General features: G+C 30.7%; 29 protein-coding genes. 15 read left to right on the forward strand and 14 right to left on the reverse strand.

What is annotated here, in order from left to right:
• Nucleotides 1-318 precede the first annotated feature (318 nt).
• The 3 genes from O5640_RS08165 (at nt 319) to O5640_RS08175 (ending at nt 1,027) form a co-directional block, all read left to right on the forward strand.
• Nucleotides 319-492 carry a hypothetical protein gene (locus tag O5640_RS08165; protein WP_269611939.1) on the forward strand — a complete coding sequence of 58 codons (174 nt, stop codon included), beginning with the start codon at nt 319-321 and terminating at the stop codon, nt 490-492.
• A 137-nt stretch (nt 493-629) separates the two neighbouring features.
• Nucleotides 630-836: a hypothetical protein gene (locus O5640_RS08170; RefSeq protein ID WP_269611941.1), complete on the forward strand. Its 207-nt coding sequence runs from the start codon at nt 630-632 to the stop codon at nt 834-836.
• A gap of 5 nt (nt 837-841) precedes the next feature.
• Nucleotides 842-1,027, forward strand: a complete 186-nt coding sequence (locus tag O5640_RS08175) for a hypothetical protein (RefSeq protein WP_269611942.1) — start codon at nt 842-844, stop codon at nt 1,025-1,027.
• 192 nt (nt 1,028-1,219) lie between these two features.
• On the opposite strand, the gene O5640_RS08180 is transcribed toward O5640_RS08175, so the two are convergent.
• The gene (locus O5640_RS08180) at nt 1,220-1,843 is read right to left on the reverse strand and encodes a tetratricopeptide repeat protein (RefSeq protein WP_269611943.1); all 624 of its coding nucleotides are present in this window, start codon (nt 1,841-1,843) and stop codon (nt 1,220-1,222) included.
• Complete coding sequence (locus tag O5640_RS08185) at nt 1,840-2,313, reverse strand: thermonuclease family protein (protein ID WP_269611944.1); 474 nt, start codon at nt 2,311-2,313, stop codon at nt 1,840-1,842. The genes O5640_RS08180 and O5640_RS08185 overlap by 4 nt, the downstream gene beginning before the upstream one ends.
• A gap of 94 nt (nt 2,314-2,407) precedes the next feature.
• Between O5640_RS08185 and O5640_RS08190 the strand changes: the two genes are divergently transcribed.
• Nucleotides 2,408-2,707, forward strand: a complete 300-nt coding sequence (locus O5640_RS08190; protein WP_269611945.1) for a hypothetical protein — start codon at nt 2,408-2,410, stop codon at nt 2,705-2,707.
• Nucleotides 2,708-2,728: 21 nt separating this feature from the next.
• On the opposite strand, the gene O5640_RS08195 is transcribed toward O5640_RS08190, so the two are convergent.
• The 4 genes from O5640_RS08195 to O5640_RS08210 form a co-directional block, all read right to left on the reverse strand.
• Entirely contained in the window at nt 2,729-2,938 is a 210-nt protein-coding gene (locus O5640_RS08195) for a hypothetical protein (RefSeq protein ID WP_269611947.1), read from the reverse strand.
• 200 nt (nt 2,939-3,138) lie between these two features.
• Nucleotides 3,139-3,285, reverse strand: coding sequence for a hypothetical protein (locus tag O5640_RS08200; protein ID WP_269611948.1), 147 nt, complete (start codon nt 3,283-3,285; stop codon nt 3,139-3,141).
• A 257-nt stretch (nt 3,286-3,542) separates the two neighbouring features.
• Nucleotides 3,543-3,878 (reverse strand): hypothetical protein, encoded by a 336-nt coding sequence (locus tag O5640_RS08205; protein ID WP_269611949.1) that lies wholly within the window; start codon nt 3,876-3,878, stop codon nt 3,543-3,545.
• A gap of 515 nt (nt 3,879-4,393) precedes the next feature.
• A complete protein-coding gene (locus tag O5640_RS08210; RefSeq protein WP_269611950.1) occupies nt 4,394-4,924 on the reverse strand; it encodes a hypothetical protein in 531 nt (176 codons plus the stop codon).
• A 362-nt stretch (nt 4,925-5,286) separates the two neighbouring features.
• Between O5640_RS08210 and O5640_RS08215 the strand changes: the two genes are divergently transcribed.
• The gene (locus tag O5640_RS08215; protein WP_269611951.1) at nt 5,287-5,595 is read left to right on the forward strand and encodes a hypothetical protein; all 309 of its coding nucleotides are present in this window, start codon (nt 5,287-5,289) and stop codon (nt 5,593-5,595) included.
• Nucleotides 5,596-5,728: 133 nt separating this feature from the next.
• On the opposite strand, the gene O5640_RS08220 is transcribed toward O5640_RS08215, so the two are convergent.
• The gene (locus O5640_RS08220) at nt 5,729-5,941 is read right to left on the reverse strand and encodes a hypothetical protein (protein WP_269611952.1); all 213 of its coding nucleotides are present in this window, start codon (nt 5,939-5,941) and stop codon (nt 5,729-5,731) included.
• Between the two features lie 108 nt (nt 5,942-6,049).
• Entirely contained in the window at nt 6,050-6,319 is a 270-nt protein-coding gene (locus O5640_RS10860) for a DUF4214 domain-containing protein (protein WP_420063704.1), read from the reverse strand.
• A gap of 148 nt (nt 6,320-6,467) precedes the next feature.
• Here O5640_RS10860 and O5640_RS08225 point away from each other — a divergent pair, with 148 nt between their 5' ends.
• The 3 genes from O5640_RS08225 to O5640_RS08235 all read left to right on the forward strand — a co-directional run bounded on the left by O5640_RS08225 (nt 6,468) and on the right by O5640_RS08235 (nt 8,476).
• The gene (locus O5640_RS08225) at nt 6,468-6,929 is read left to right on the forward strand and encodes a hypothetical protein (RefSeq protein ID WP_332299689.1); all 462 of its coding nucleotides are present in this window, start codon (nt 6,468-6,470) and stop codon (nt 6,927-6,929) included.
• Nucleotides 6,929-8,047 (forward strand): NAD(P)/FAD-dependent oxidoreductase, encoded by a 1,119-nt coding sequence (locus O5640_RS08230; protein ID WP_269611954.1) that lies wholly within the window; start codon nt 6,929-6,931, stop codon nt 8,045-8,047. The genes O5640_RS08225 and O5640_RS08230 overlap by 1 nt, the downstream gene beginning before the upstream one ends.
• Before the next feature lie 156 nt (nt 8,048-8,203).
• Entirely contained in the window at nt 8,204-8,476 is a 273-nt protein-coding gene (locus tag O5640_RS08235) for a hypothetical protein (RefSeq protein WP_269611955.1), read from the forward strand.
• 62 nt (nt 8,477-8,538) lie between these two features.
• Here O5640_RS08235 and O5640_RS08240 read toward each other — a convergent pair whose 3' ends face one another.
• Nucleotides 8,539-8,841, reverse strand: coding sequence for a hypothetical protein (locus O5640_RS08240; protein ID WP_269611956.1), 303 nt, complete (start codon nt 8,839-8,841; stop codon nt 8,539-8,541).
• Between the two features lie 244 nt (nt 8,842-9,085).
• A complete protein-coding gene (locus tag O5640_RS08245; RefSeq protein ID WP_269611957.1) occupies nt 9,086-9,445 on the reverse strand; it encodes a DUF2237 family protein in 360 nt (119 codons plus the stop codon).
• A gap of 172 nt (nt 9,446-9,617) precedes the next feature.
• Between O5640_RS08245 and O5640_RS08250 the strand changes: the two genes are divergently transcribed.
• On the forward strand, nt 9,618-9,725 hold the full coding sequence (locus O5640_RS08250) for a high light inducible protein (protein ID WP_269611959.1): 108 nt from the start codon (nt 9,618-9,620) through the stop codon (nt 9,723-9,725).
• Between the two features lie 84 nt (nt 9,726-9,809).
• On the opposite strand, the gene O5640_RS08255 is transcribed toward O5640_RS08250, so the two are convergent.
• Nucleotides 9,810-9,989: a hypothetical protein gene (locus tag O5640_RS08255; protein ID WP_269611960.1), complete on the reverse strand. Its 180-nt coding sequence runs from the start codon at nt 9,987-9,989 to the stop codon at nt 9,810-9,812.
• A gap of 567 nt (nt 9,990-10,556) precedes the next feature.
• Between O5640_RS08255 and O5640_RS08260 the strand changes: the two genes are divergently transcribed.
• The 4 genes from O5640_RS08260 to O5640_RS08275 all read left to right on the forward strand — a co-directional run bounded on the left by O5640_RS08260 (nt 10,557) and on the right by O5640_RS08275 (nt 12,694).
• Entirely contained in the window at nt 10,557-10,715 is a 159-nt protein-coding gene (locus O5640_RS08260) for a hypothetical protein (protein WP_269611961.1), read from the forward strand.
• A gap of 146 nt (nt 10,716-10,861) precedes the next feature.
• Nucleotides 10,862-11,398: a DUF4912 domain-containing protein gene (locus O5640_RS08265; RefSeq protein WP_269611963.1), complete on the forward strand. Its 537-nt coding sequence runs from the start codon at nt 10,862-10,864 to the stop codon at nt 11,396-11,398.
• A gap of 116 nt (nt 11,399-11,514) precedes the next feature.
• On the forward strand, nt 11,515-11,931 hold the full coding sequence (locus O5640_RS08270; protein WP_269611964.1) for a hypothetical protein: 417 nt from the start codon (nt 11,515-11,517) through the stop codon (nt 11,929-11,931).
• Between the two features lie 97 nt (nt 11,932-12,028).
• Nucleotides 12,029-12,694, forward strand: coding sequence for an SDR family oxidoreductase (locus O5640_RS08275; protein WP_269611965.1), 666 nt, complete (start codon nt 12,029-12,031; stop codon nt 12,692-12,694).
• A gap of 83 nt (nt 12,695-12,777) precedes the next feature.
• On the opposite strand, the gene O5640_RS08280 is transcribed toward O5640_RS08275, so the two are convergent.
• Nucleotides 12,778-13,017, reverse strand: coding sequence for a helix-hairpin-helix domain-containing protein (locus O5640_RS08280; protein WP_269611967.1), 240 nt, complete (start codon nt 13,015-13,017; stop codon nt 12,778-12,780).
• Between the two features lie 270 nt (nt 13,018-13,287).
• Here O5640_RS08280 and O5640_RS08285 point away from each other — a divergent pair, with 270 nt between their 5' ends.
• Nucleotides 13,288-13,959, forward strand: coding sequence for an AAA family ATPase (locus tag O5640_RS08285; protein ID WP_269611968.1), 672 nt, complete (start codon nt 13,288-13,290; stop codon nt 13,957-13,959).
• 208 nt (nt 13,960-14,167) lie between these two features.
• Here the strand turns inward: O5640_RS08285 and O5640_RS08290 are convergent, their stop codons facing one another.
• Nucleotides 14,168-16,003 carry an ABC transporter ATP-binding protein gene (locus tag O5640_RS08290; protein WP_269611970.1) on the reverse strand — a complete coding sequence of 612 codons (1,836 nt, stop codon included), beginning with the start codon at nt 16,001-16,003 and terminating at the stop codon, nt 14,168-14,170.
• A 191-nt stretch (nt 16,004-16,194) separates the two neighbouring features.
• Nucleotides 16,195-16,707 (reverse strand): hypothetical protein, encoded by a 513-nt coding sequence (locus O5640_RS08295; RefSeq protein ID WP_269611972.1) that lies wholly within the window; start codon nt 16,705-16,707, stop codon nt 16,195-16,197.
• 46 nt (nt 16,708-16,753) lie between these two features.
• On the opposite strand from O5640_RS08295, the gene O5640_RS08300 reads away from it, so the two are divergent.
• Nucleotides 16,754-17,818 (forward strand): glycosyltransferase family 4 protein, encoded by a 1,065-nt coding sequence (locus O5640_RS08300; RefSeq protein WP_269611973.1) that lies wholly within the window; start codon nt 16,754-16,756, stop codon nt 17,816-17,818.
• Nucleotides 17,819-17,887 lie beyond the last annotated feature (69 nt).

A 17,887-nucleotide genomic window follows, 5' to 3' on the forward strand; every position in this document is an offset into this window, starting at 1 on the left:
AATTTATATTGATTGGACTTATGAAGATAAAAAGATTTGCTTTTTTATTTAAGGTATATTGAGGGATTTATGATAGATGATAACCTATGAAATCTTATGAAGACTACTTACTTATGTTCGCAGCAGGAATGAAGTGTAAGTGGGATGTGCATAAAACAGTCCGTACGCATTATCTTTTTGTAATTAAATTATGTACCTAATTAAAAATCAGATGAAAAACATTTCTAAAATCATTGCAATTAGTATCGTTGCTATCTTTGTCCTTTCTGCTTTTGGAGGATTGTTTGGAACACTTTTATCAAGCAAATAGATTTTCTCATGACTTATAAAATCATCAGGCATGATAAAGAAGCTGATGATATTACTGAGCAGTCATTTAATAGCTATGACGAGGCTTACGATTTATTAGAGCAAATATATGCTGATGTTTGTTGTTCTGACGCTGATTATGGGGACCGTCCCTATTATGAAATTATTGAGGAAGAAGAATGAAACTGATAGACAATCATAAGCGGCTAATTGTTTGGTATCAAAATAAGTTGGGTCTTAGCGACTATGGATTACTTTGGCTTGTTTTTTTTAAAGGAGTCTTCGTTGCTCTGATATTTGAAAGACTAATTTTATCTTAGATGTTTGATCAAGAAGCTCTATTGGAATATTTGAGTTCACCTGAGGGAATAAATAAAATTATTGTTGGAATTATTTTAGTAGGAGCTATTAATGCGATTTTTATAACTTATAGTGTTAGGACTACTTATGGTGCTGCAAAAAAAGAAAGAGAAAAACTAAACATTCAAAAAGCTAAAATCGATAAATTATCTCCTAAGAAGGAATAGAATATATGCTTCTTTTAGAACTATGGACTAAAGCATCGAGGGGTAGACGTCTCAATATTAAACGTGTCATTTTCTTTCCAGTAATCATTTATGCAGCATATGTTGTTATAGATAGCTTTATGCCTTTGTGTATGGTTGGATTTGTAGTCTGGTTGTTGTATAACTGGAGTGGTAAAAGAAGATTCTGGTGACCAACCAACGATATGTATAAGGATGCATAAGTGAAAATAATCTTTTTGATTGCTATTGTTTGTTGTCTGACTTTTCCAAGTGTGCGTATAAGCTTTGCCGCTTTATTAGAAGCTACATTTAATTATCTATATAGATTCAGTCAAGAGAGAAAAAACTTTCCTTCCTGATTGGTTAAAGCAAGTTAGAAATTACTAATCATTATTGCAAAAGCGTTTTAATGAGTCAGTAGCTTCTTCATCGCCAAGATCTGCTGCTTTTCTCCAGTCTTCGCATGCACCTTGAATATCTCCAACTTCTTGTTTTACATTGGCACGATTAAAAAATGCATCGGAATCTTTTGGGTTGATTGTTATGACTTGTGAATAGTCCTCAATTGCGCCATCAAAATCACCCTTTTGAAATTTGGCACTACTTCTATTGAAATATGCATCTGCATATAAAGGATCAAAATTTAATGCCTTATTTTGATCAGAGATTGCGCCATCAAAATCACCTAAATTACGTTTTGCATTGCCACGCATTGAGTAGACAAGACAAATCTCAGTAGGTGAAAGTTCTAATGCTTTGTTGTAATCGAGTATTGCCTCTTCATAATCTGCAAGTTCAAATTTATCTTGTGCTCTATTAAAAAAATATTCATAATCTATTGCTTTTGTATTTAGATCGTTCTTTTCTTTTAAAGCAATCATCATTCCTGCACCTATAACAATAGCAGTGGATCCAATAACAAGATCCTTATTAATTTTCAGCAACGATAAACCAGCAGCAGTCGCAGCACCAATCCCTAAAGCAATTGCAGAATTAAGTAGTTTCATATTTTATTCTTGCTCCAATCACATTGACTTGAATACCTTTCATAAATACTCGCAAAGTCTTTTTCAACTAGGTGTTCTTGAATGTTCATAACACCTTTGTATAACTCAGCGACTGTTCTTCCGTATCGATCTTTAGTTATCCGCCTAATTGAAACTGTTGAGCCAGCAATTAATTCATTAAGGTAATCTCTGGCTGCTTTTGCAGGAATTGGATTAGCTGTTAAACCCTTTAACTCTGGAGTATCAATACAAGCAAGTCGAATCTTTTCTCCTTTAGTAGTTGTGCAATTGTCCCCGTCGTAGCAATTGTGAATCGCGACGGTTGGTAGTTCAAGAGCGCTTGGATAAGAAACCAGTGTTTGAAAGAGCGCAATCATCGCTAATACAAAGACAATAAATAATGCTGAGAAAAATCCAATCAGTAAATTTTTGATAAATCGTTGTTTAGAGTTAAGCCTATTTATTGGCATTTTTATTTATTTAGTTTGTTTTTTCCTTTTTCTTGGAGATTGAATTCCTTTTAACTTACTTGATTAATCTATTGGAGGCTAAATAATCTAAGAGATGATGGAAGTTCGTAAGATCAATTATCAGCTAAATAATTGTGATGGGTGTTCATATCAAGTTGTGGATGAGTTGATTTTTAAAACTCAGGTTAAGGTTGTTGAAATTTTTCAAATAATACAAGTGAGTCATATCCAAGATATTGAAGAATTAATAGCTGATTCAATGACGGGTCTTATGATCCGAGCTGAAAGCCTTGATGAATTCGATCAATTAGCTATTAGTGAAGAGTTTAGAGAGTGGTTGAATGAGGGTGTAAGGCTCGAGGATGTCTTGAAATTAGTGACTATTAAAACATAATCAAAAATTGGGAGGAGAACTTTATGCAGCAATTTTATTAATGTCTAATAGGTCAGCGATGTCACTATCTACAAAATCTCCTTCTTGTTTACGCTTGACGAATTTATCAAAGTCAACAACATTGCAACTTTTTCGCTTGAGTTCTGCACTTCTATTTAAATAATCGAGTGAGACTAGTAATACAGGAATAACGCAGAATGGAATAACTAAGATGTAGTACTCAACAGACATTTGAATTAATAATGATAAATTAAGCTTTACTTAATTAGTCAATGATTGCAATAGAGGTAAAAGTATTTTGCTGCTTTCCTTATAACTTATTAGTTTTAAGGAATTTAATAATTAATAAAGATATCTATTCCTAGGTGAGTTGATTTATCTGAAATAGAACTCAACCTGTGCACTTAGTTGATTATTGGTTTCTGATTCTTTTATGCAGCTTGATCTTTCAGTCGACCATACCGATATCTCATTATGTCTATTACTTGATCTTTTGTACTCCAGTTTTTAATTCGATCCTTTATGGTAAGTAGCTGTGATTCAGTGAGTTCAAGACGTGATTTTTCTAAACTTGTCATTTAGTTAAATACTCGTTGCAGTGATTATGATGATTTGCAAGCAAAGCAAACAGCAAAGGGTGACCATGAAGGTAGAAACATTATGGTTGATGAATTAATTCTCTCATGTCTGTATAGCTTGTCAATTCCCTTGCTGAAGTAAACAAAAACTTAGACGTAATGTCATAGATAATCCTTAACTTCGTCAGCTCTAGCATCATATTGTTCTGACTTAATGTAATTGTTTGCTTCAACTTTTTTCTTGATAGCAATTTATTTTATGCAACTTTTGAATCTTCCTTTTCATATAATTCTTTCTTGATCTTTGAATACTTCCTGCCGATTTTGTATTGCCTATGGAATAAATCTAACTGGTTACTATCATCATTTGCAGCTTTAGTTTCTATCTCTGCTATTGGTTTAGTCATTTGACTCCATACAAAAAGCATTGCAAGTGCAGACACAAGTAATGGAAGATACGCTTTAATTAAACTAACGACTACGAGAGTTGTTATAAAACAAAGAGAAAAGAGAGTCCATTTATGTAGTTTACTATTTTCTAGCTTTTTCTTCTTTGATTTTGAAGAAGGAATGATTGGTAGATCAGGAGTCATTCGTTATTGAGTTGCAGGTGTATTGGATTAGAGGATGTAGAACTTGTTTTATCAGTCTTGCAAATATTTTTTGTCAAATCAGCTTTATTTTATAGCTATTAAACTCTTCGATTGACACAGCTTTAAATCTTTGGTCCGTTGTGATATCGGAGCTAAGGTGTTTGATAATGACACAGAGATTCTATTTAACTAGATGATTTTTAACAAATTCAATCAAGCTTGTAAATGTTTCTGAATGAATCTCCCATAGACTTTAGGAATTTGCTTGTTTTTTATAAGGTTCATGAGCTGCAGTGTTTTTTATTTATACATTGATTGCACAAGGAGTAGATTCTCTGGTTAATTAATTGGGGAGATTTTTGTAATCTAATAAGTAAGTTTAATATCTGTTAAACGGTTTGAGTTGGTTGTATTTCTTAGATAGTAATCTTAAGGTTTAATTAATTATAAATTTTAATCTTATTTGGCTTTTTGTTGGACTCAGAATATGTGAATTTAAGAAACAAAGTTAGATTTTATTTGATTTCGCATTTTAGTTCTGCCATGGCTTCATTAGGTAGGGCAAGAAAGGCATCTAAGATTTGATGACCAGTTTTCGGGATTGTTGCTATACCTACCAACTTTGTTGTTCCATTACTTTGAAGAACAAGACCTTCTCCTTCATGTATTTTGCCTTTTACTTTTCCGGTTTTGAGCAAGGTCTTAACCATTAATGCTGGAAATCGATACATAGCTCCAATGCTAAATTGAAATTTGGACTCAAATTTCAATAATACGTCTCCAGAATTTGTATCAACAGTCCCTTCTAGAAGATTCATAGACATTTTTATTTTTAAACCTGGAGGTAATGGAAGAGATAAAAATCTTGTCGTTTTTGAAGTAAGAGAAGGAATTGAAAATGTTTCAGATGAAAAACTTATATTCAGGAGATTATTTTTCTGATTTGGAATTAATGTTGCTTTACCTCCACCCCCATAAGCGTTGTAGGTAAATGGTGGATATTTACCAATTTTTAATCGACACCCCTCTAAACTCTTCAGTTCCATAGGATACTTAATATGTCGTTGTTAATATCGTATTAGAAATTAATTCTTCAACAAAGCTAACTAAAGCAAATATTACTGATTTACAGTAATGGAGTAATATTGAGTCAAATAAGTAACTAATTTCTTCTTAATCTCATGCATTGCGTAGATGTGAGCAAAAGCAACGTCTGATCTGGCTCACTTAACTTATTAAGAAAATTAATCGAAGTTTGGAACAAATCATCAAATATTTTTTTAATTACCTTAAGCACAGAGCTTAAAGTGAAAGTTGCATTTGAAATTCAATCATTATGTCCATTTGGTAATCTCACTTATGATTATGGACTTCATAAATTATTATGATGTATTGAATAATGTTATTAATGCCTGAAAACTTAACTCCAGATTGGTCCTCAGAATTCGAACACTATAAGAAACTTTCTAGAGAAGTAGTTACAAATGAAGATATAATTAATTTTTTCAATCAACATCAGAAAGCTTTTTATCTCGACAGCTTTGCTTCAAGCTGGTCCAAAATGATGGAGGCATATGAAGTTAAAGAGAGTTTAAGTTCAGATCAATTAAATAAACTAGAAGAAATGCAATGGCAGGAAATGCCTGATTCATTAAAATTATTTGCTTATGATTTTTGTATTAAGAAAGGATTTTGTTTTACTGGCACCTCTAGTTAGTTGATACAATATTTGATTATTATATTTAAATAATATGGTTTAGACAACTAAACATAAATAATAATTTGCAGAGTCAGATAAACTATTGGCTATTCTAATATACTTATTAGTAGTTATGAGTTATTGAAACAAACTATAGATTGGGATTTTCTTTTCTTTTATCTTTTAATTTTTGTCGATTGGAAAGCCACGATTTAAAGTTTTCATCCTCTACTTTCTGTCTCCATTCTTTTGAAGATATTGGTAGTTTTGTTTTTTTCTTTTGCTTGTTTTTATTAAATGATAAATATAAATTTAGATAAGCTGCTATTACTAAAAGAACAAGGCATATGGTATTGATATTCATTTTGCTTTTTGAGTGATTTGGTTTCTAAGTCAAGGATAATCAACTTGATAGAATAAATATAACCTAAAAAGGTTAGATCGTTTTCACAGCAATAAATGACTTATTAATTTATTTATACGAACACTGTTCGTTCAGCAAAGAATCCTTTCTTCTTAGATGATTTAGAAAAACCGAAATAATCTCATTACTAGATTCTGCTCCGCTGATAATTTGATCTAAACAGTAATTCAATCCACAAGTATCAGCAATATATCTAATAAAGCTTGTGCATATAGTTTCAACATGGCTTTCATCAGAGATGTTTTCTCTGTAACAATGCCTAAATTCAGTAGAAGCTATAAATGATGATGCTAAACTTTCTTCAACACATAAAAATATGCATAAATTTTATTAATATCTATAAATTGAAGTTATATATGATCGTTCCGTAAACTATTAGTTTACGGATTTCAATTATTTACAGTCAATTCTTGAATTCTTATATACAATTATATGTAAATACTATCAATTAGCTATGAATAATTAGTTGATAACATTTCATCAGCTATTCTTTGATTCTAAAAAGAAATTTGTAATTTTTATTATGTATATAATTGAGACGATGCAAAAAAAAGTGTATATAATCATCAGCTTAGGATTATTTTTGATTTTCTTTTTTCAATCATCAGGTTTGCAAGCGATGGAACTTGATTTAACAGCAGCTCAAAATGCAGTTGGTAAAAGATTTGCAAGTAAATTTTGTGAAGCTAAGGAAAAAGGATTTTCCTCGGAATCTTCAAGTGAGTTTGCATTAAATAATACTTATTTGAAATTTGTAGCTTTTCCAGACGATGAAAAATTCCGAAAAGATCTTTGGGGATACACAATAGGAAAAATTCAAAAAGATTGTGGTAATTATATTTCTGAAGATGAAGAGAATGATTTAAGAGATTTTTTTGAGGAAGAGGGTGAAATCGCAAGTAACCGTGATTTATATTTGCCACATTAATGAAGAATATTTATGATTTTGTAGTTATAGGGGCAGGTATATCTGCTTGTACGTTTGCATCATTTTTGAATAAAAGATTTTCTGATTCTTCTATACTATTAGTTGAAAGTGGTAGGAAATTAGGTGGAAGAGCAACAACGAGAAATTCAAGAAAAAATAAAATTCTTGAATTTGACCATGGTTTACCATCTATTAGTTTTAGTCAAGATACTTCACAAGATATACTGAGTATAATTTCACCATTAATAAATTCAAAAAAATTACTAGATATCTCAAATGATATTTTATTAATGAACGAATTTGGCTTTTTAAATAATGCATTTACTAATAATAAAATTTATAGAAGTTTTCCTTTTATGATTAATTTTTGTGAGGAAATAATCAATCAATCTATCAATCCAAAAAAAATTGATTATTTATTTCAAACACTTATTAAATCAATTAAACGTGTAAATGATATATGGGAAATACAAGTTAATCCTGGAAGTTTTATTGAATCCGAAAATTTAATTTTATCTAGTTCTTTAATAGCACATCCAAGATGCTTGGAAATCCTGAAGACTAACTCTTTACCACTTAGGGATGCTTTTATTCCAGGTGATGATAATGTAGTCGAATCTGTATTAAGAGAAACAAGTAAACTAAATTATATTAAGCGAAAAATTTATATTTTATTTATTTCGTACGTAGAATTAGTTCAAAAATTAAATAATCAGTATTTACATATTCTTTTTTCAAATGTAATTAAACAGGATTATAATTTTGAAAGAGTTATTTTTCAAAGACAATCTGATGGATCTATGATTGTGCTCTTACATTGCTTTTATTTAAATAATATAACTGAGATTAAAATTGAGAACATTATTTCAACTTTGACATCACTATTTGTAAACTATCCAATATTTTCTGATTTATTTTTAAAAGCAAGACTGATAGATATAATGGATTGGAGAGCTTCTCAACCTCTTAAAAACCTTTTACCCAAGGAATTGCAATGGTCTTCTAATAGCAAGATTGGTTTTTGTGGAGACTGGTTTGATATAGATAGTGGTGGTGGAGGCGTAGAGTCTGCGATGAATAGTTCAATCAGATTGGCAAAATTATTGAACTGGAAATGATATTAATAAACTTTTTAATCACCAATATGCTACTAGCAAAACATGATGATTTTTTAACAAAATATTTTAGATTTATCAAAATTTCAAAGAATATATGTTTTTTGCCTTGCTTTATTTATTACTAGTAGATATACATGATTTGTATATATTTTTACTATGATTACGGTTGTTTTTCTGCTTGCTGTAGGTCTAGCTGGTTGGACTTTCTCAACATTAATGAGTAAAGGCAAGCATCAAGATGAGATTACTAAAGAACTAGCAAATATTTTTGAGAGTTTAAAGTTGTTAGCCTCCTCGATTACTGCTCTTATAAAACTTCTGATGAAGGACTCTATTGCTTCTGCTAAGGATGAGGACTTTCAACCTATCAGTTCGAATGTTATTGATCTATTAAAGCTAGAAAAGAAAGATAAAGAAGAAGCGGCTTGAATATTCGATTCAACTGTTTAGTTTTTTCTTGGCAAAGTTTTCCTTTATATTTTTTTCAGGTACTAGCTTCTTCTAATCCATGAGGGTGCTCCAGTGAACCATTCGCCTAGATCATCTTGATCGGGATTGTAAGTAGAATGGGGTTCTTCTGAATTGAGATCAAGTTCATTTAGTAACTTATCTATAGAGTTGTAAACAGGCTTGTTTCGCTGCATAAGTGAGGCTTTTCTAAGCCAACTAGATACGTTTTGATTCTTTGTCGCATGTTTATTTATATAAATTCTTTCTTCTAGGCTTACTTGTTTTCCTTTTGAAAGTCTAGTTAATATTTCTTGTATTCGAAGACGGGATGATGTAGTTAGCATGATTAATTACCTATTCTATTCTTTTTAGCTAGGAATAGATAAAGTGCAAGTTTAGTTGATTCAATTTTAGAATTAATTTTAATTCTTTAGCAATTCTTTATCGAGTGCGCTTTAGCGATTATCATTTTTGGAATCTAATTTTTTCTTAATCTGTGTTATGTGAGATTTATTGATGGTTAAATTATTTGAGATTGATTAATTTTCGCAAAAAATTGTGTGATATAAGCTATCTCTTATCTAAGTATTATTTTTTGTATGAAAATTTTTTTAAAGTCTCAATATCAATAATTTTCAAAGTACTTTCTTCTGTTGCTTCAAGATCAATTAAAGGAGCCATTCCGTCTTCAAATGCTTCTTTCCATCTAGGAGCACAAAGACACCAATGATCGCCTTTCTTTAATCCAGGAAACCCTATTTGAGGCGTAGAGAGATCATTCCCTTGAGCTTTACTGTAAGAAAGAAATTGTTCAGTGATAACAGCACAAACAGTATGCATTCCTTGATCAGATATGTCTGTTCTACATGATCCATCTCGATACCATCCAGTCATAGGATTACAACTACAAACTTTTAGTTCAGTACCTAAAACGTTTTTTTTTGACATGAATTGTTTATGCCTTATGGCTATATATTATGACTTTAACTAATTGTTTCTGAGCGTTTTTCAAATTTACGTCTCATTTAATCTTATTAGTGCTCACCCATAGATCAAATCGTTCGGTATCCCGCTCTCAAACATAGATTTAGGTAGTTAAAGTAATTTTTTTTTTTAAACAATGAATTCTAGTGCTGAACGTTTTAACGGTTTGATGGCGATGTTAGGCATCGTTGCAGGAATAGGTGCTTATGCAACAACCGGACAATTCATACCTGGAATTTTCTAAGAACCTAAATTTTAAAAAAAATTAGTTAATAAGTAATTAGTCTATTAACTAATTTTTTTATTCTCGATTAAAAGCTATTGCTAATTACAACAAATCAGTCTTCTTTGTTTCTTTTGAAATGTTTAAAGCTGGGGCATTCATTCCATCATAGTCTGGTCCAACCATGACTCCTACTATTGCAAATAAAACAATAAAGGCAATTCCTACAATCGGTGCAGTTGGTGCTGGTGTTGATAGTAAGCCACCAAAAATTAATTGACTCATGTGAGTAATGTTAGGAGTAATGTTTTAGCGATATTTCGTTCTTAACGTGAAATAAAGGGTATATTCTACTTCTTTTGTTTATTTTTGCTAGATAGGTCTTCTTAGATTTGGAAAATTTTTTTGCTTTTCTCTTCTTAGTAAGATTGGCTGTAATCTTCTTCTTGAAAACATTGACTCTCTAAAACAAGCAGAATCAAATCTGTAATTTTTTGAAATTTGTTACTTATATGACCGACATAGATTATTTTTTGAGTATTGTTTATTTATGTTTATCTAAGGAGGTGATCCATTGTCGCATCTACCAATCAGTCAAGAGTCAGTGGAAATTAAAAAACCTTTTGGTTCCGTTACTCCTGCCTTGAAGGGTTTTATTATTAATAGATTTATATAGTTACCTTTATCTATTAAAAAAAAGATCAGCTACTTTTTAGCTGGTCTTTTTTTTTATCGTCGTCCCTAGATCTTTTTTATATGACGATTATGCATAACAACCATGTTCTATTTATCTCTTGATAAATCTTGTAAAAAGGTTAAGCTGAAAATATAGACGTTTTGTTTTTTATTTCGATGTCTAATGAAGAAAAAATTGAAATCGCAGAAAGAAGGATAATTGAGTTGAAAACTTTAATTAATCATTGGAAAACAAGTCATATTTCATCCAGAAGATCTACTGTAGATTTTGTTGAAGCAATCCTTGCTGATAGACAGGAGACTAAGGCAGCTTAAGCCATCAGATTAGACCATTTAACAATTTCTGATTTCCATATCACTCGTAATTTTTGTATTAAATACAGCTAAAAAGATTAATGATAATAAAGTTTACGGTAAAAAAATAGAAACTAATTATAATATTAAATATTTTTTGATTGACAATGAAAATTGGCCGTCATTTAAACTTCAAAGAAACTCTTTGGCATAGTTTAAATAAATTTACTAATAGTTTTAGCAATTTAACAGTTAATAATCTTGGCAATGGATATATTAAATGTTTTTGGGAAATCAGCTCTATTGATAACTTGAGGATTGAGCTTAGTAAAAGCTGCTTTTGTGCTATTAGGTTATTTGATATAAGTAATAATAGAAATATAAATAATTCAACTTGTATTATGAAAGAGATTCAGGTAAGTAAATTTCAATCCTCTATCACATTTCCTATCCCTATAAATAAAGGTGTGTATTATTTTGAGTTCGGTTATCGTAAGAAAAATGGAGAGTGGAGAAAGCTTGCGTATCAAGATCTAAACTTGGGTTATAGGATTAAAAAAATAACTCAAATATTTGATGATGATGGTTGGTTTGATTCTAATATAAGAATAAGAAATAGTGATCTTAGTTTTCATGAAAAAGCCTATCAACTTTCACTAAATTCACCCATTGGTGGTTCTGAGCATGTTTCCGATAAAAGATAAAATATTTTATCAAATGTTTTATCTTTTTAAATTGAAATTTTTTTATTAAATTTTTCTAATAATTTATATTTTTCCTTTTATAGATTTAAAATATAGAGAAGCAAGATATATGAACTATGAAGAAGGAGTTATCAATTCTACAGACTTTGAAAATACAAGGTTTTAATAGTATTGATATTGATCAGATTTTTAATTACTTAGAAACTTTAGATTATGATTTAAACAATACTAGATATATCGGTAAAATAATTGCAAAAAATGAACGGCTAGCAAAATATTTTTTTTTGCGAGAAAAGTTGAAAATTGAAATTAATTCTTCCGATGAGATTTTTCATATTAATGAAATTCTAGATCAATGTATAGATTGGAGTGACTTTTGGCGATTACTTGTTATTAAAAAAGGCTTTTGCTGTATTCAACTGGCTGGTGAATTAAGTGGTAAAAGATTTATTTTTCTGTCTGGTCCAAATATTCTCTTAGGACCTTCTGCGGATTTACCTGATTCTATATATGAAGATATTAATTACCCATGATTTTTTCTACTTAATATTAAATTTTAATTGCACACTCTCAGTTTAGTATCAATTCGAAGAATTTTTGTTTTAGGCTTATTTGAGCTTATTTTTGATTTTGTCTACTTATTTAATTACAGGTGCCAATAGAGGAATAGGTTTAGAATTTGCTCGTCAATTGAAAAATAGAGGTGATGATGTAATTGCTACATGCAGATCTGCTTCACCAGAATTGAATTCTTTGTCAGTAAGAGTTGAGACAGATATTGACATAACTTCAGGAGAATCGGTTATGAAGCTAAGAGAGAATTTAAATGATCTTAAAGTAGATGTTTTGATCCAAAATGCTGGAATTGCAGAATTTAACTCTCTTTCTAATTTAGATCCCCAAAGTATTGTGAATCAGTTTGAGGTGAATGCCTTAAGCCCTCTTTGTTGCGTACAAACTATGCTTAGTCAGCTCAGTAAATCTGCAAAAATAGCTTTAATAAGTAGTCGTATGGGTTCTATTGAGGATAATAGTTCTGGTGGCTCCTATGGATATAGGATGTCAAAAGTTGCCTTATGTATGGCTGGCAAGTCTTTATCTGTCGATTTAAAGCCTAGAGGTATTTCAGTAGCAATTTTACATCCAGGTTTAGTAAGTACTCGAATGACAGGTTTTACTTCCAATGGTATTCAACCTAAAGAATCTGTTAAAGGACTTATTAAAAGAATTGATGAACTTACAATTGAAAATACGGGAACTTTTTGGCATGCTAATGGAGAGATTTTACCTTGGTAATAGACTTTGGATAAAACCTTTATTAACTAAATTTCCTTTAACTCTCTAAATATAAAATAATTGTTTACTAATTTGTTATAAAATCATACTCTATCTAATGTTTCTCTTAACTTTTTAACAAAGCTAATACCAACTCCTGGTATAGTTAAGAGTTCTTCATCAGATGCAGAGATTATTGATTCTGGTGTCATATATCCAGCTTCATAGAAATTATTACAGTTTTTCGTACCTATGCCTGGTAAAGAAGTAAGGTTTTCACACCTAACTGATAATTCTTTTGTTTGTTTATTGAAAATATTTAAAAGCTTTCTTTTTGTGCTCAAAAAAAATTTTTTAATGAACATTTCTTTTTCTAAAGTATATTTTTAATATGCATTAGAAAAAACTTTTTGCAAGCATGAATATTTTATTTTGATGATTAAATTGCAAATTATAATGTGAAAGTGTATTTAAAAATACATAACAACAACTTATGCATATGTTTTTCTTATAGTTATAGTTATTTTTATTAGTATTACTTGATTGATCTCCTTATTGCTACTTGACTTTGTAGAGAGATCCTGCAGATTATTTTTAGATGTAAATCCATTCCTTTGTTCATAACTGTATGTGGCCAGAAAGGTGGAGTAGCTAAAACTTGTACCTCAATTCATTTAGCAAGTGTATGGTCTTCTCAAGGGAAAAATGTTTGTCTAGTTGATGCGGACAGAAATCGATCGGCTCTTGCTTATGGATCAAGAGGTAACCTTAAGTTTAATATTGTTCCTGTAGAGGCAGCTGCTAAAGCAACGAGATTCTCAGAAATTGTTATCACTGATGGACAGGCAAGTACTGACGAAGAAGAATTAAAACATTTAGCAGCTGGTTCCGATCTCGTACTTTTACCTACAGCGCCAAAAGCAAGGTCGGTTGAATTAACCGTAGAGTTAGCATCTTTACTAAAACAGTTAGATATTCCGCATGCAGTTTTATTAGTTAAGGTTGACTTCCGCCAAAGGCGAATTGCAAATCAGGCAAGAGAAGCATTGGAAAAATTTGATTTATCTGTATTAGAAGGTGATATTCCTTTGCTATCTGCTTTTGATAAAGCAGAAAATCAGGGAGCTGCCGTCATTGATGCCGTAGATGATAAAGGTCGATCCGATCCCAGGCGAATGTCAGGGTGGTCGGCTTATTGTTCCATTGCTAAACAAATTCAATGCCAGATTTCGAAGCACTTGTTAGACATCAACAAACCAGTAGGAGACCTGCCAGTGAGCGCTTAAAAGTAGTTGAACAACTACCTATGTCTACTCAAGAACCCACTACGGATGGGAAGAATTTGAGTATATTGTTTTTTGGTTTTGTAGGGGGGCTATTTGGATCTATTATTGGAACAGCCCTTATTTTTTATCTTTCAGCTAGAGACTTTATAAATTTTAAAATTCTTTTTTAAAGTTTATTTGATATACCATTCTTGATCTATTGTTAGATTTATATATTTGATCTATGTGTTCTTTTTGCTATTTCTACCATATTAGAAAAAGTTTTGGAGTGCTTGAGTAGTTGTTGATAATTTCCAGAGGCAACTATTTTTCCACCTTTAAATTCATATATGCAATCTGATCTTTCAATTGTTGATAATCTGTGAGCAATAGTTACTATTGTGCAACGTCTACCAATAATTTCGATTGCATCCATTACCTCTGCTTCTGTTCGATTATCTAAAGCACTAGTTGCTTCATCCAAGACCAATAATTTTGATTGTCTATAAAAAGCTCTTGCTAAGGCTAGGCGTTGTCTTTGTCCCCCAGATAATCTGATGCCATTATCACCAATTGGGGTATGTAAACCCATAGGCATTTCTGATACTAATTCTGCCAATTGAGCTGCTTTAAGTGCATCCCAAACCCTTTCCTTATCTATGACTATTTCATCTAATCCATATGCAATATTTTCTATGATATTACTGTTTAATAAAGTAATTGATTGTGGAACGTAAGAGCAACAGTCTTGCCAAGCTGGCACTTCTCTATCATTAACTGTCACTCCATCCAATAGTAACTGTCCTTCTGTTGGTCTAAGAAGACATAGCAATTGATTGGCGGTTGTAGTTTTTCCACTCCCAGTTTCTCCTACAAAAGCTATTCTTGAACCAACAGGGATGGTGAGATTAATATCCTTTAAAGTGTATTCTTTACTGTTGGGATATTTGTAACTCAGCTTTTCAAGTTTTATATTACTCCTAGGCTCAATTCCTTGTTTTGTAGGAACACCTATTGATTTTTTAGTTAACCTAGAAGACGGAAGTTCTATCAACTTTAGTATTTCTTCTAAATCAGGTATTGATGCGCGCATAGAAGTTAATGCTCTAAATGAATCTTGTAATGGAGGCGTTAGTTTTAGTGCTGCTACTGCAATTGTTGCCAAGAATGGAACTATCTCTATCAGTCGTGAGTCGTATTGTCCTGTGATATATGGGAAAAGTCCAATAGTAAAAATCAAAGTAATACCAAAAGGTTCTATTAAGGACCTAGGCAATTCAGGTAAAACTTCAGCTTTCCAAATGAAAGGGAAAGAGCTTGTACTTGCTAATTTATATCTTTTTTCAAAGTAAGACTCTGAGCTAGTAAGATGAACATCTATGATTGTCCTCATTGATTCAGTGAGTATATTATTTGTTTCTTTCTCTAATTTGATTCTTTGACGTGAAGAATACCTTATAAAAGGCGTTACAAATAATGAAATAAATATATAAAAAATTAATAGGCTTATGATTAAATAAAGAGCTACAGATTTTGCTATAAAAAGAACAGCTACACATATAAAAGTAATTACACATAATCCACTAGAAATTTGGAGAACTGGCCTTACTAGAAATTCGGAGACCCTTGAAATATTGATCAAAACTTTTGATGATAAATCAGATTTTTTCTTATTTAAGAAAAATTCATATGGTTGAGAAAGTAATTTTTTCTGTGCTAGTTCTGATAAGTCTTTCCAAACTGCTACTCGAAGTCTTTCTTGGGCTGCTTTAAGAAATAATTTTGAAAATGATGCTAGCCAATTCATTGCTATGTATATGACTACTAGACTGATCACTTTTGTTTTTGGGTCTGCAGGTATGAAATCTTGAAATGGTAAGGGAGGTTGATTAGGTTGGCCTATAAAAACAGTAAATAATCTAGAAACAATTCCAACTACAATCACATCTACTAAGCCAGTCAAGGCTGCTACAGGAATTAATTTCAATAAAGACCTTCTTCTTCTGACTGGTAGTGCCTTTAGAAGGCGCATACATAGATGATATGTTTTGCTAGTGCCGATCATTTTATAAAATTACTTACTTTTGAGAAATTATTAATGCTGATTCAGCCAGTTTCTTGGGTGTTTGGTTATGAGTTGTTTACGCCAATGCTATTAACATCATATTGAAAATGATGAAAAAGTATTATATAGTGATTATTAAAATTATGTGAATTTGAATATTATTTAAGCTTAATTTTATGTTTAAATTGGTCTTAATATCTTTTAGTTGATACCAAATATACTAAGAATATTAATATAATTAATGGCAATAAATAAATAATAATCATAAAACCTGATAAAAATATAAATAGAGTTGAAAGTATAAAAAATCCTATTAATATTAGATTTAAAATTCTTTTTATTTTATTGATCCAATATATACCTTTAAGTTTTTCTAGATTAATTTCTAATTCTCTCCGCCTCAGATATAAGTATTTAAGTTTTTTTTGATGCCAATTAATTGAATCCTCTAATTTAGTTTTGTATACATTCTTTCCAATTTGTTCTATGAAATTATTTGATCTTGAGAAAGTCGATTTGAATTTTACAATTTGTGCTTCAACTAGTGCTTTGCTGTTTTCTGATATTTTTTTATCTATATCTATAATTTCAATATTGATTTGATCTTGTAATTCAAAGTTTTCATTTGAATGATATTGTACAATATCATGACCATTATTTTGTTTGTATTTTAAAAATTTAAATAAAAAGTTTGCTCTAAACATTTGATTGACTATTATCTAAAATAGATTCTATGCGGATATTATAACCATGACTTCTATAGTTTTTAATGGGAGCTACATAACAAAAAGAAATACAGGTATTGGAGTGGTTTCAAAGGATTTACTAAATTCTCTACCCTCCCATAAAATAACTACACTTGTCCCACAAGATTCAGGAATAAAAGGTGATATTTATATACCTCATAACTTATCGCCAGGTTCAGGCTGGAAAGCTCATTTTAGACGATTGTATTGGCTTCAAAATTCTGTTCCGAAGTTAATGAAAAAATTAAATGCTGAATATTTTTTATCACCATTATTAGAAGCACCATTATTTACTAATGTAAAATTTATTGTTTTGGCTCATGATTTAATACCAATTAGGTATCCTTCGATATCATTATTAACTTTATATCATTTAACTTATATTCCTTTAATTTTAAAACAATCAAAGCTAATTCTATGTAATTCTATCTCTACTGCTAATGATTTGAATAAGTTTTATAAGGTACCTATGAATAAATTATTTCCAATTAAGTTAGGATTTAATAACAAAAAGTATTATCCAATAAAAAAAATTCGAAAAAAATTCTTTCTTATTATCGGTAGACATAATCCACATAAAAATTTGGGAAGGGTAATCAAGGCATTCGCATATGCCAAAATTAATGATTATAAGCTTATTTTCGTAGGCCCTTTTGACACAAGGTATACACCAAGTCTTATAAAACTAATTGATGAATATAATATTAGACATTTGTGTGTCTGGAAAGGTTGGATTGATGATGATGAAAAAGTATCATTATTAAACGAATGTCACGCACTTATTCTTGCTAGCCTTTGGGAAGGATTTGGCCTTCCAGCTCTTGAAGCAATGGCTTGTGGAACTCCTGTAATTGCCTCTGAAAGAGGAGCACTTCCAGAGGTTATGGGTAATTATGGTTATTTTATTAATCCATTCAATATTCAATCAATAGCTTTTGCGATGAATGCAGTCATAAATGATAAAAAGTGCTTCGAAAAAGCTCTTCATGAGGGCCCATCTCGGGCTGAGTCTTTTAATTGGGTTGATTCTGCTAGAACAATAGAAAAAATTATTCAAGAAATCGATTAACCTTTCTTTTCTAAGTTATGATTTTTTAATTACATCGATGCTACATAAAATATTCTAATTTATCTAAAC

It is taken from the genome of Prochlorococcus marinus str. MIT 0912, assembly GCF_027359595.1.
Lineage (GTDB): Bacteria > Cyanobacteriota > Cyanobacteriia > PCC-6307 > Cyanobiaceae > Prochlorococcus_B > Prochlorococcus_B marinus_C.

Excerpts from the sequence above, each read along its gene's own strand:
- O5640_RS08180 (WP_269611943.1), bottom strand. The coding sequence starts at position 1,843 with ATGAAACTACTTAATTCTGCAATTGCTTTAGGGATTGGTGCTGCGACT.
- O5640_RS08265 (WP_269611963.1), top strand. The coding sequence starts at position 10,862 with ATGAAAATTGGCCGTCATTTAAACTTCAAAGAAACTCTTTGGCATAGT.
- O5640_RS08165 (WP_269611939.1), top strand. The coding sequence starts at position 319 with ATGACTTATAAAATCATCAGGCATGATAAAGAAGCTGATGATATTACT.
- O5640_RS08230 (WP_269611954.1), top strand. The coding sequence starts at position 6,929 with ATGAAGAATATTTATGATTTTGTAGTTATAGGGGCAGGTATATCTGCT.
- O5640_RS08300 (WP_269611973.1), top strand. The coding sequence starts at position 16,754 with ATGACTTCTATAGTTTTTAATGGGAGCTACATAACAAAAAGAAATACA.
- O5640_RS08170 (WP_269611941.1), top strand. The coding sequence starts at position 630 with ATGTTTGATCAAGAAGCTCTATTGGAATATTTGAGTTCACCTGAGGGA.
- O5640_RS08220 (WP_269611952.1), bottom strand. The coding sequence starts at position 5,941 with ATGAATATCAATACCATATGCCTTGTTCTTTTAGTAATAGCAGCTTAT.
- O5640_RS08215 (WP_269611951.1), top strand. The coding sequence starts at position 5,287 with ATGCCTGAAAACTTAACTCCAGATTGGTCCTCAGAATTCGAACACTAT.
- O5640_RS08210 (WP_269611950.1), bottom strand. The coding sequence starts at position 4,924 with ATGGAACTGAAGAGTTTAGAGGGGTGTCGATTAAAAATTGGTAAATAT.
- O5640_RS08205 (WP_269611949.1), bottom strand. The coding sequence starts at position 3,878 with ATGACTCCTGATCTACCAATCATTCCTTCTTCAAAATCAAAGAAGAAA.
- O5640_RS08255 (WP_269611960.1), bottom strand. The coding sequence starts at position 9,989 with ATGAGTCAATTAATTTTTGGTGGCTTACTATCAACACCAGCACCAACT.
- O5640_RS08240 (WP_269611956.1), bottom strand. The coding sequence starts at position 8,841 with ATGCTAACTACATCATCCCGTCTTCGAATACAAGAAATATTAACTAGA.
- O5640_RS08290 (WP_269611970.1), bottom strand. The coding sequence starts at position 16,003 with ATGATCGGCACTAGCAAAACATATCATCTATGTATGCGCCTTCTAAAG.
- O5640_RS08245 (WP_269611957.1), bottom strand. The coding sequence starts at position 9,445 with ATGTCAAAAAAAAACGTTTTAGGTACTGAACTAAAAGTTTGTAGTTGT.
- O5640_RS08195 (WP_269611947.1), bottom strand. The coding sequence starts at position 2,938 with ATGTCTGTTGAGTACTACATCTTAGTTATTCCATTCTGCGTTATTCCT.
- O5640_RS08250 (WP_269611959.1), top strand. The coding sequence starts at position 9,618 with ATGAATTCTAGTGCTGAACGTTTTAACGGTTTGATGGCGATGTTAGGC.
- O5640_RS08190 (WP_269611945.1), top strand. The coding sequence starts at position 2,408 with ATGATGGAAGTTCGTAAGATCAATTATCAGCTAAATAATTGTGATGGG.
- O5640_RS08270 (WP_269611964.1), top strand. The coding sequence starts at position 11,515 with ATGAAGAAGGAGTTATCAATTCTACAGACTTTGAAAATACAAGGTTTT.
- O5640_RS08235 (WP_269611955.1), top strand. The coding sequence starts at position 8,204 with ATGATTACGGTTGTTTTTCTGCTTGCTGTAGGTCTAGCTGGTTGGACT.
- O5640_RS08185 (WP_269611944.1), bottom strand. The coding sequence starts at position 2,313 with ATGCCAATAAATAGGCTTAACTCTAAACAACGATTTATCAAAAATTTA.
- O5640_RS08200 (WP_269611948.1), bottom strand. The coding sequence starts at position 3,285 with ATGACAAGTTTAGAAAAATCACGTCTTGAACTCACTGAATCACAGCTA.
- O5640_RS08175 (WP_269611942.1), top strand. The coding sequence starts at position 842 with ATGCTTCTTTTAGAACTATGGACTAAAGCATCGAGGGGTAGACGTCTC.
- O5640_RS08295 (WP_269611972.1), bottom strand. The coding sequence starts at position 16,707 with ATGTTTAGAGCAAACTTTTTATTTAAATTTTTAAAATACAAACAAAAT.
- O5640_RS08260 (WP_269611961.1), top strand. The coding sequence starts at position 10,557 with ATGTCTAATGAAGAAAAAATTGAAATCGCAGAAAGAAGGATAATTGAG.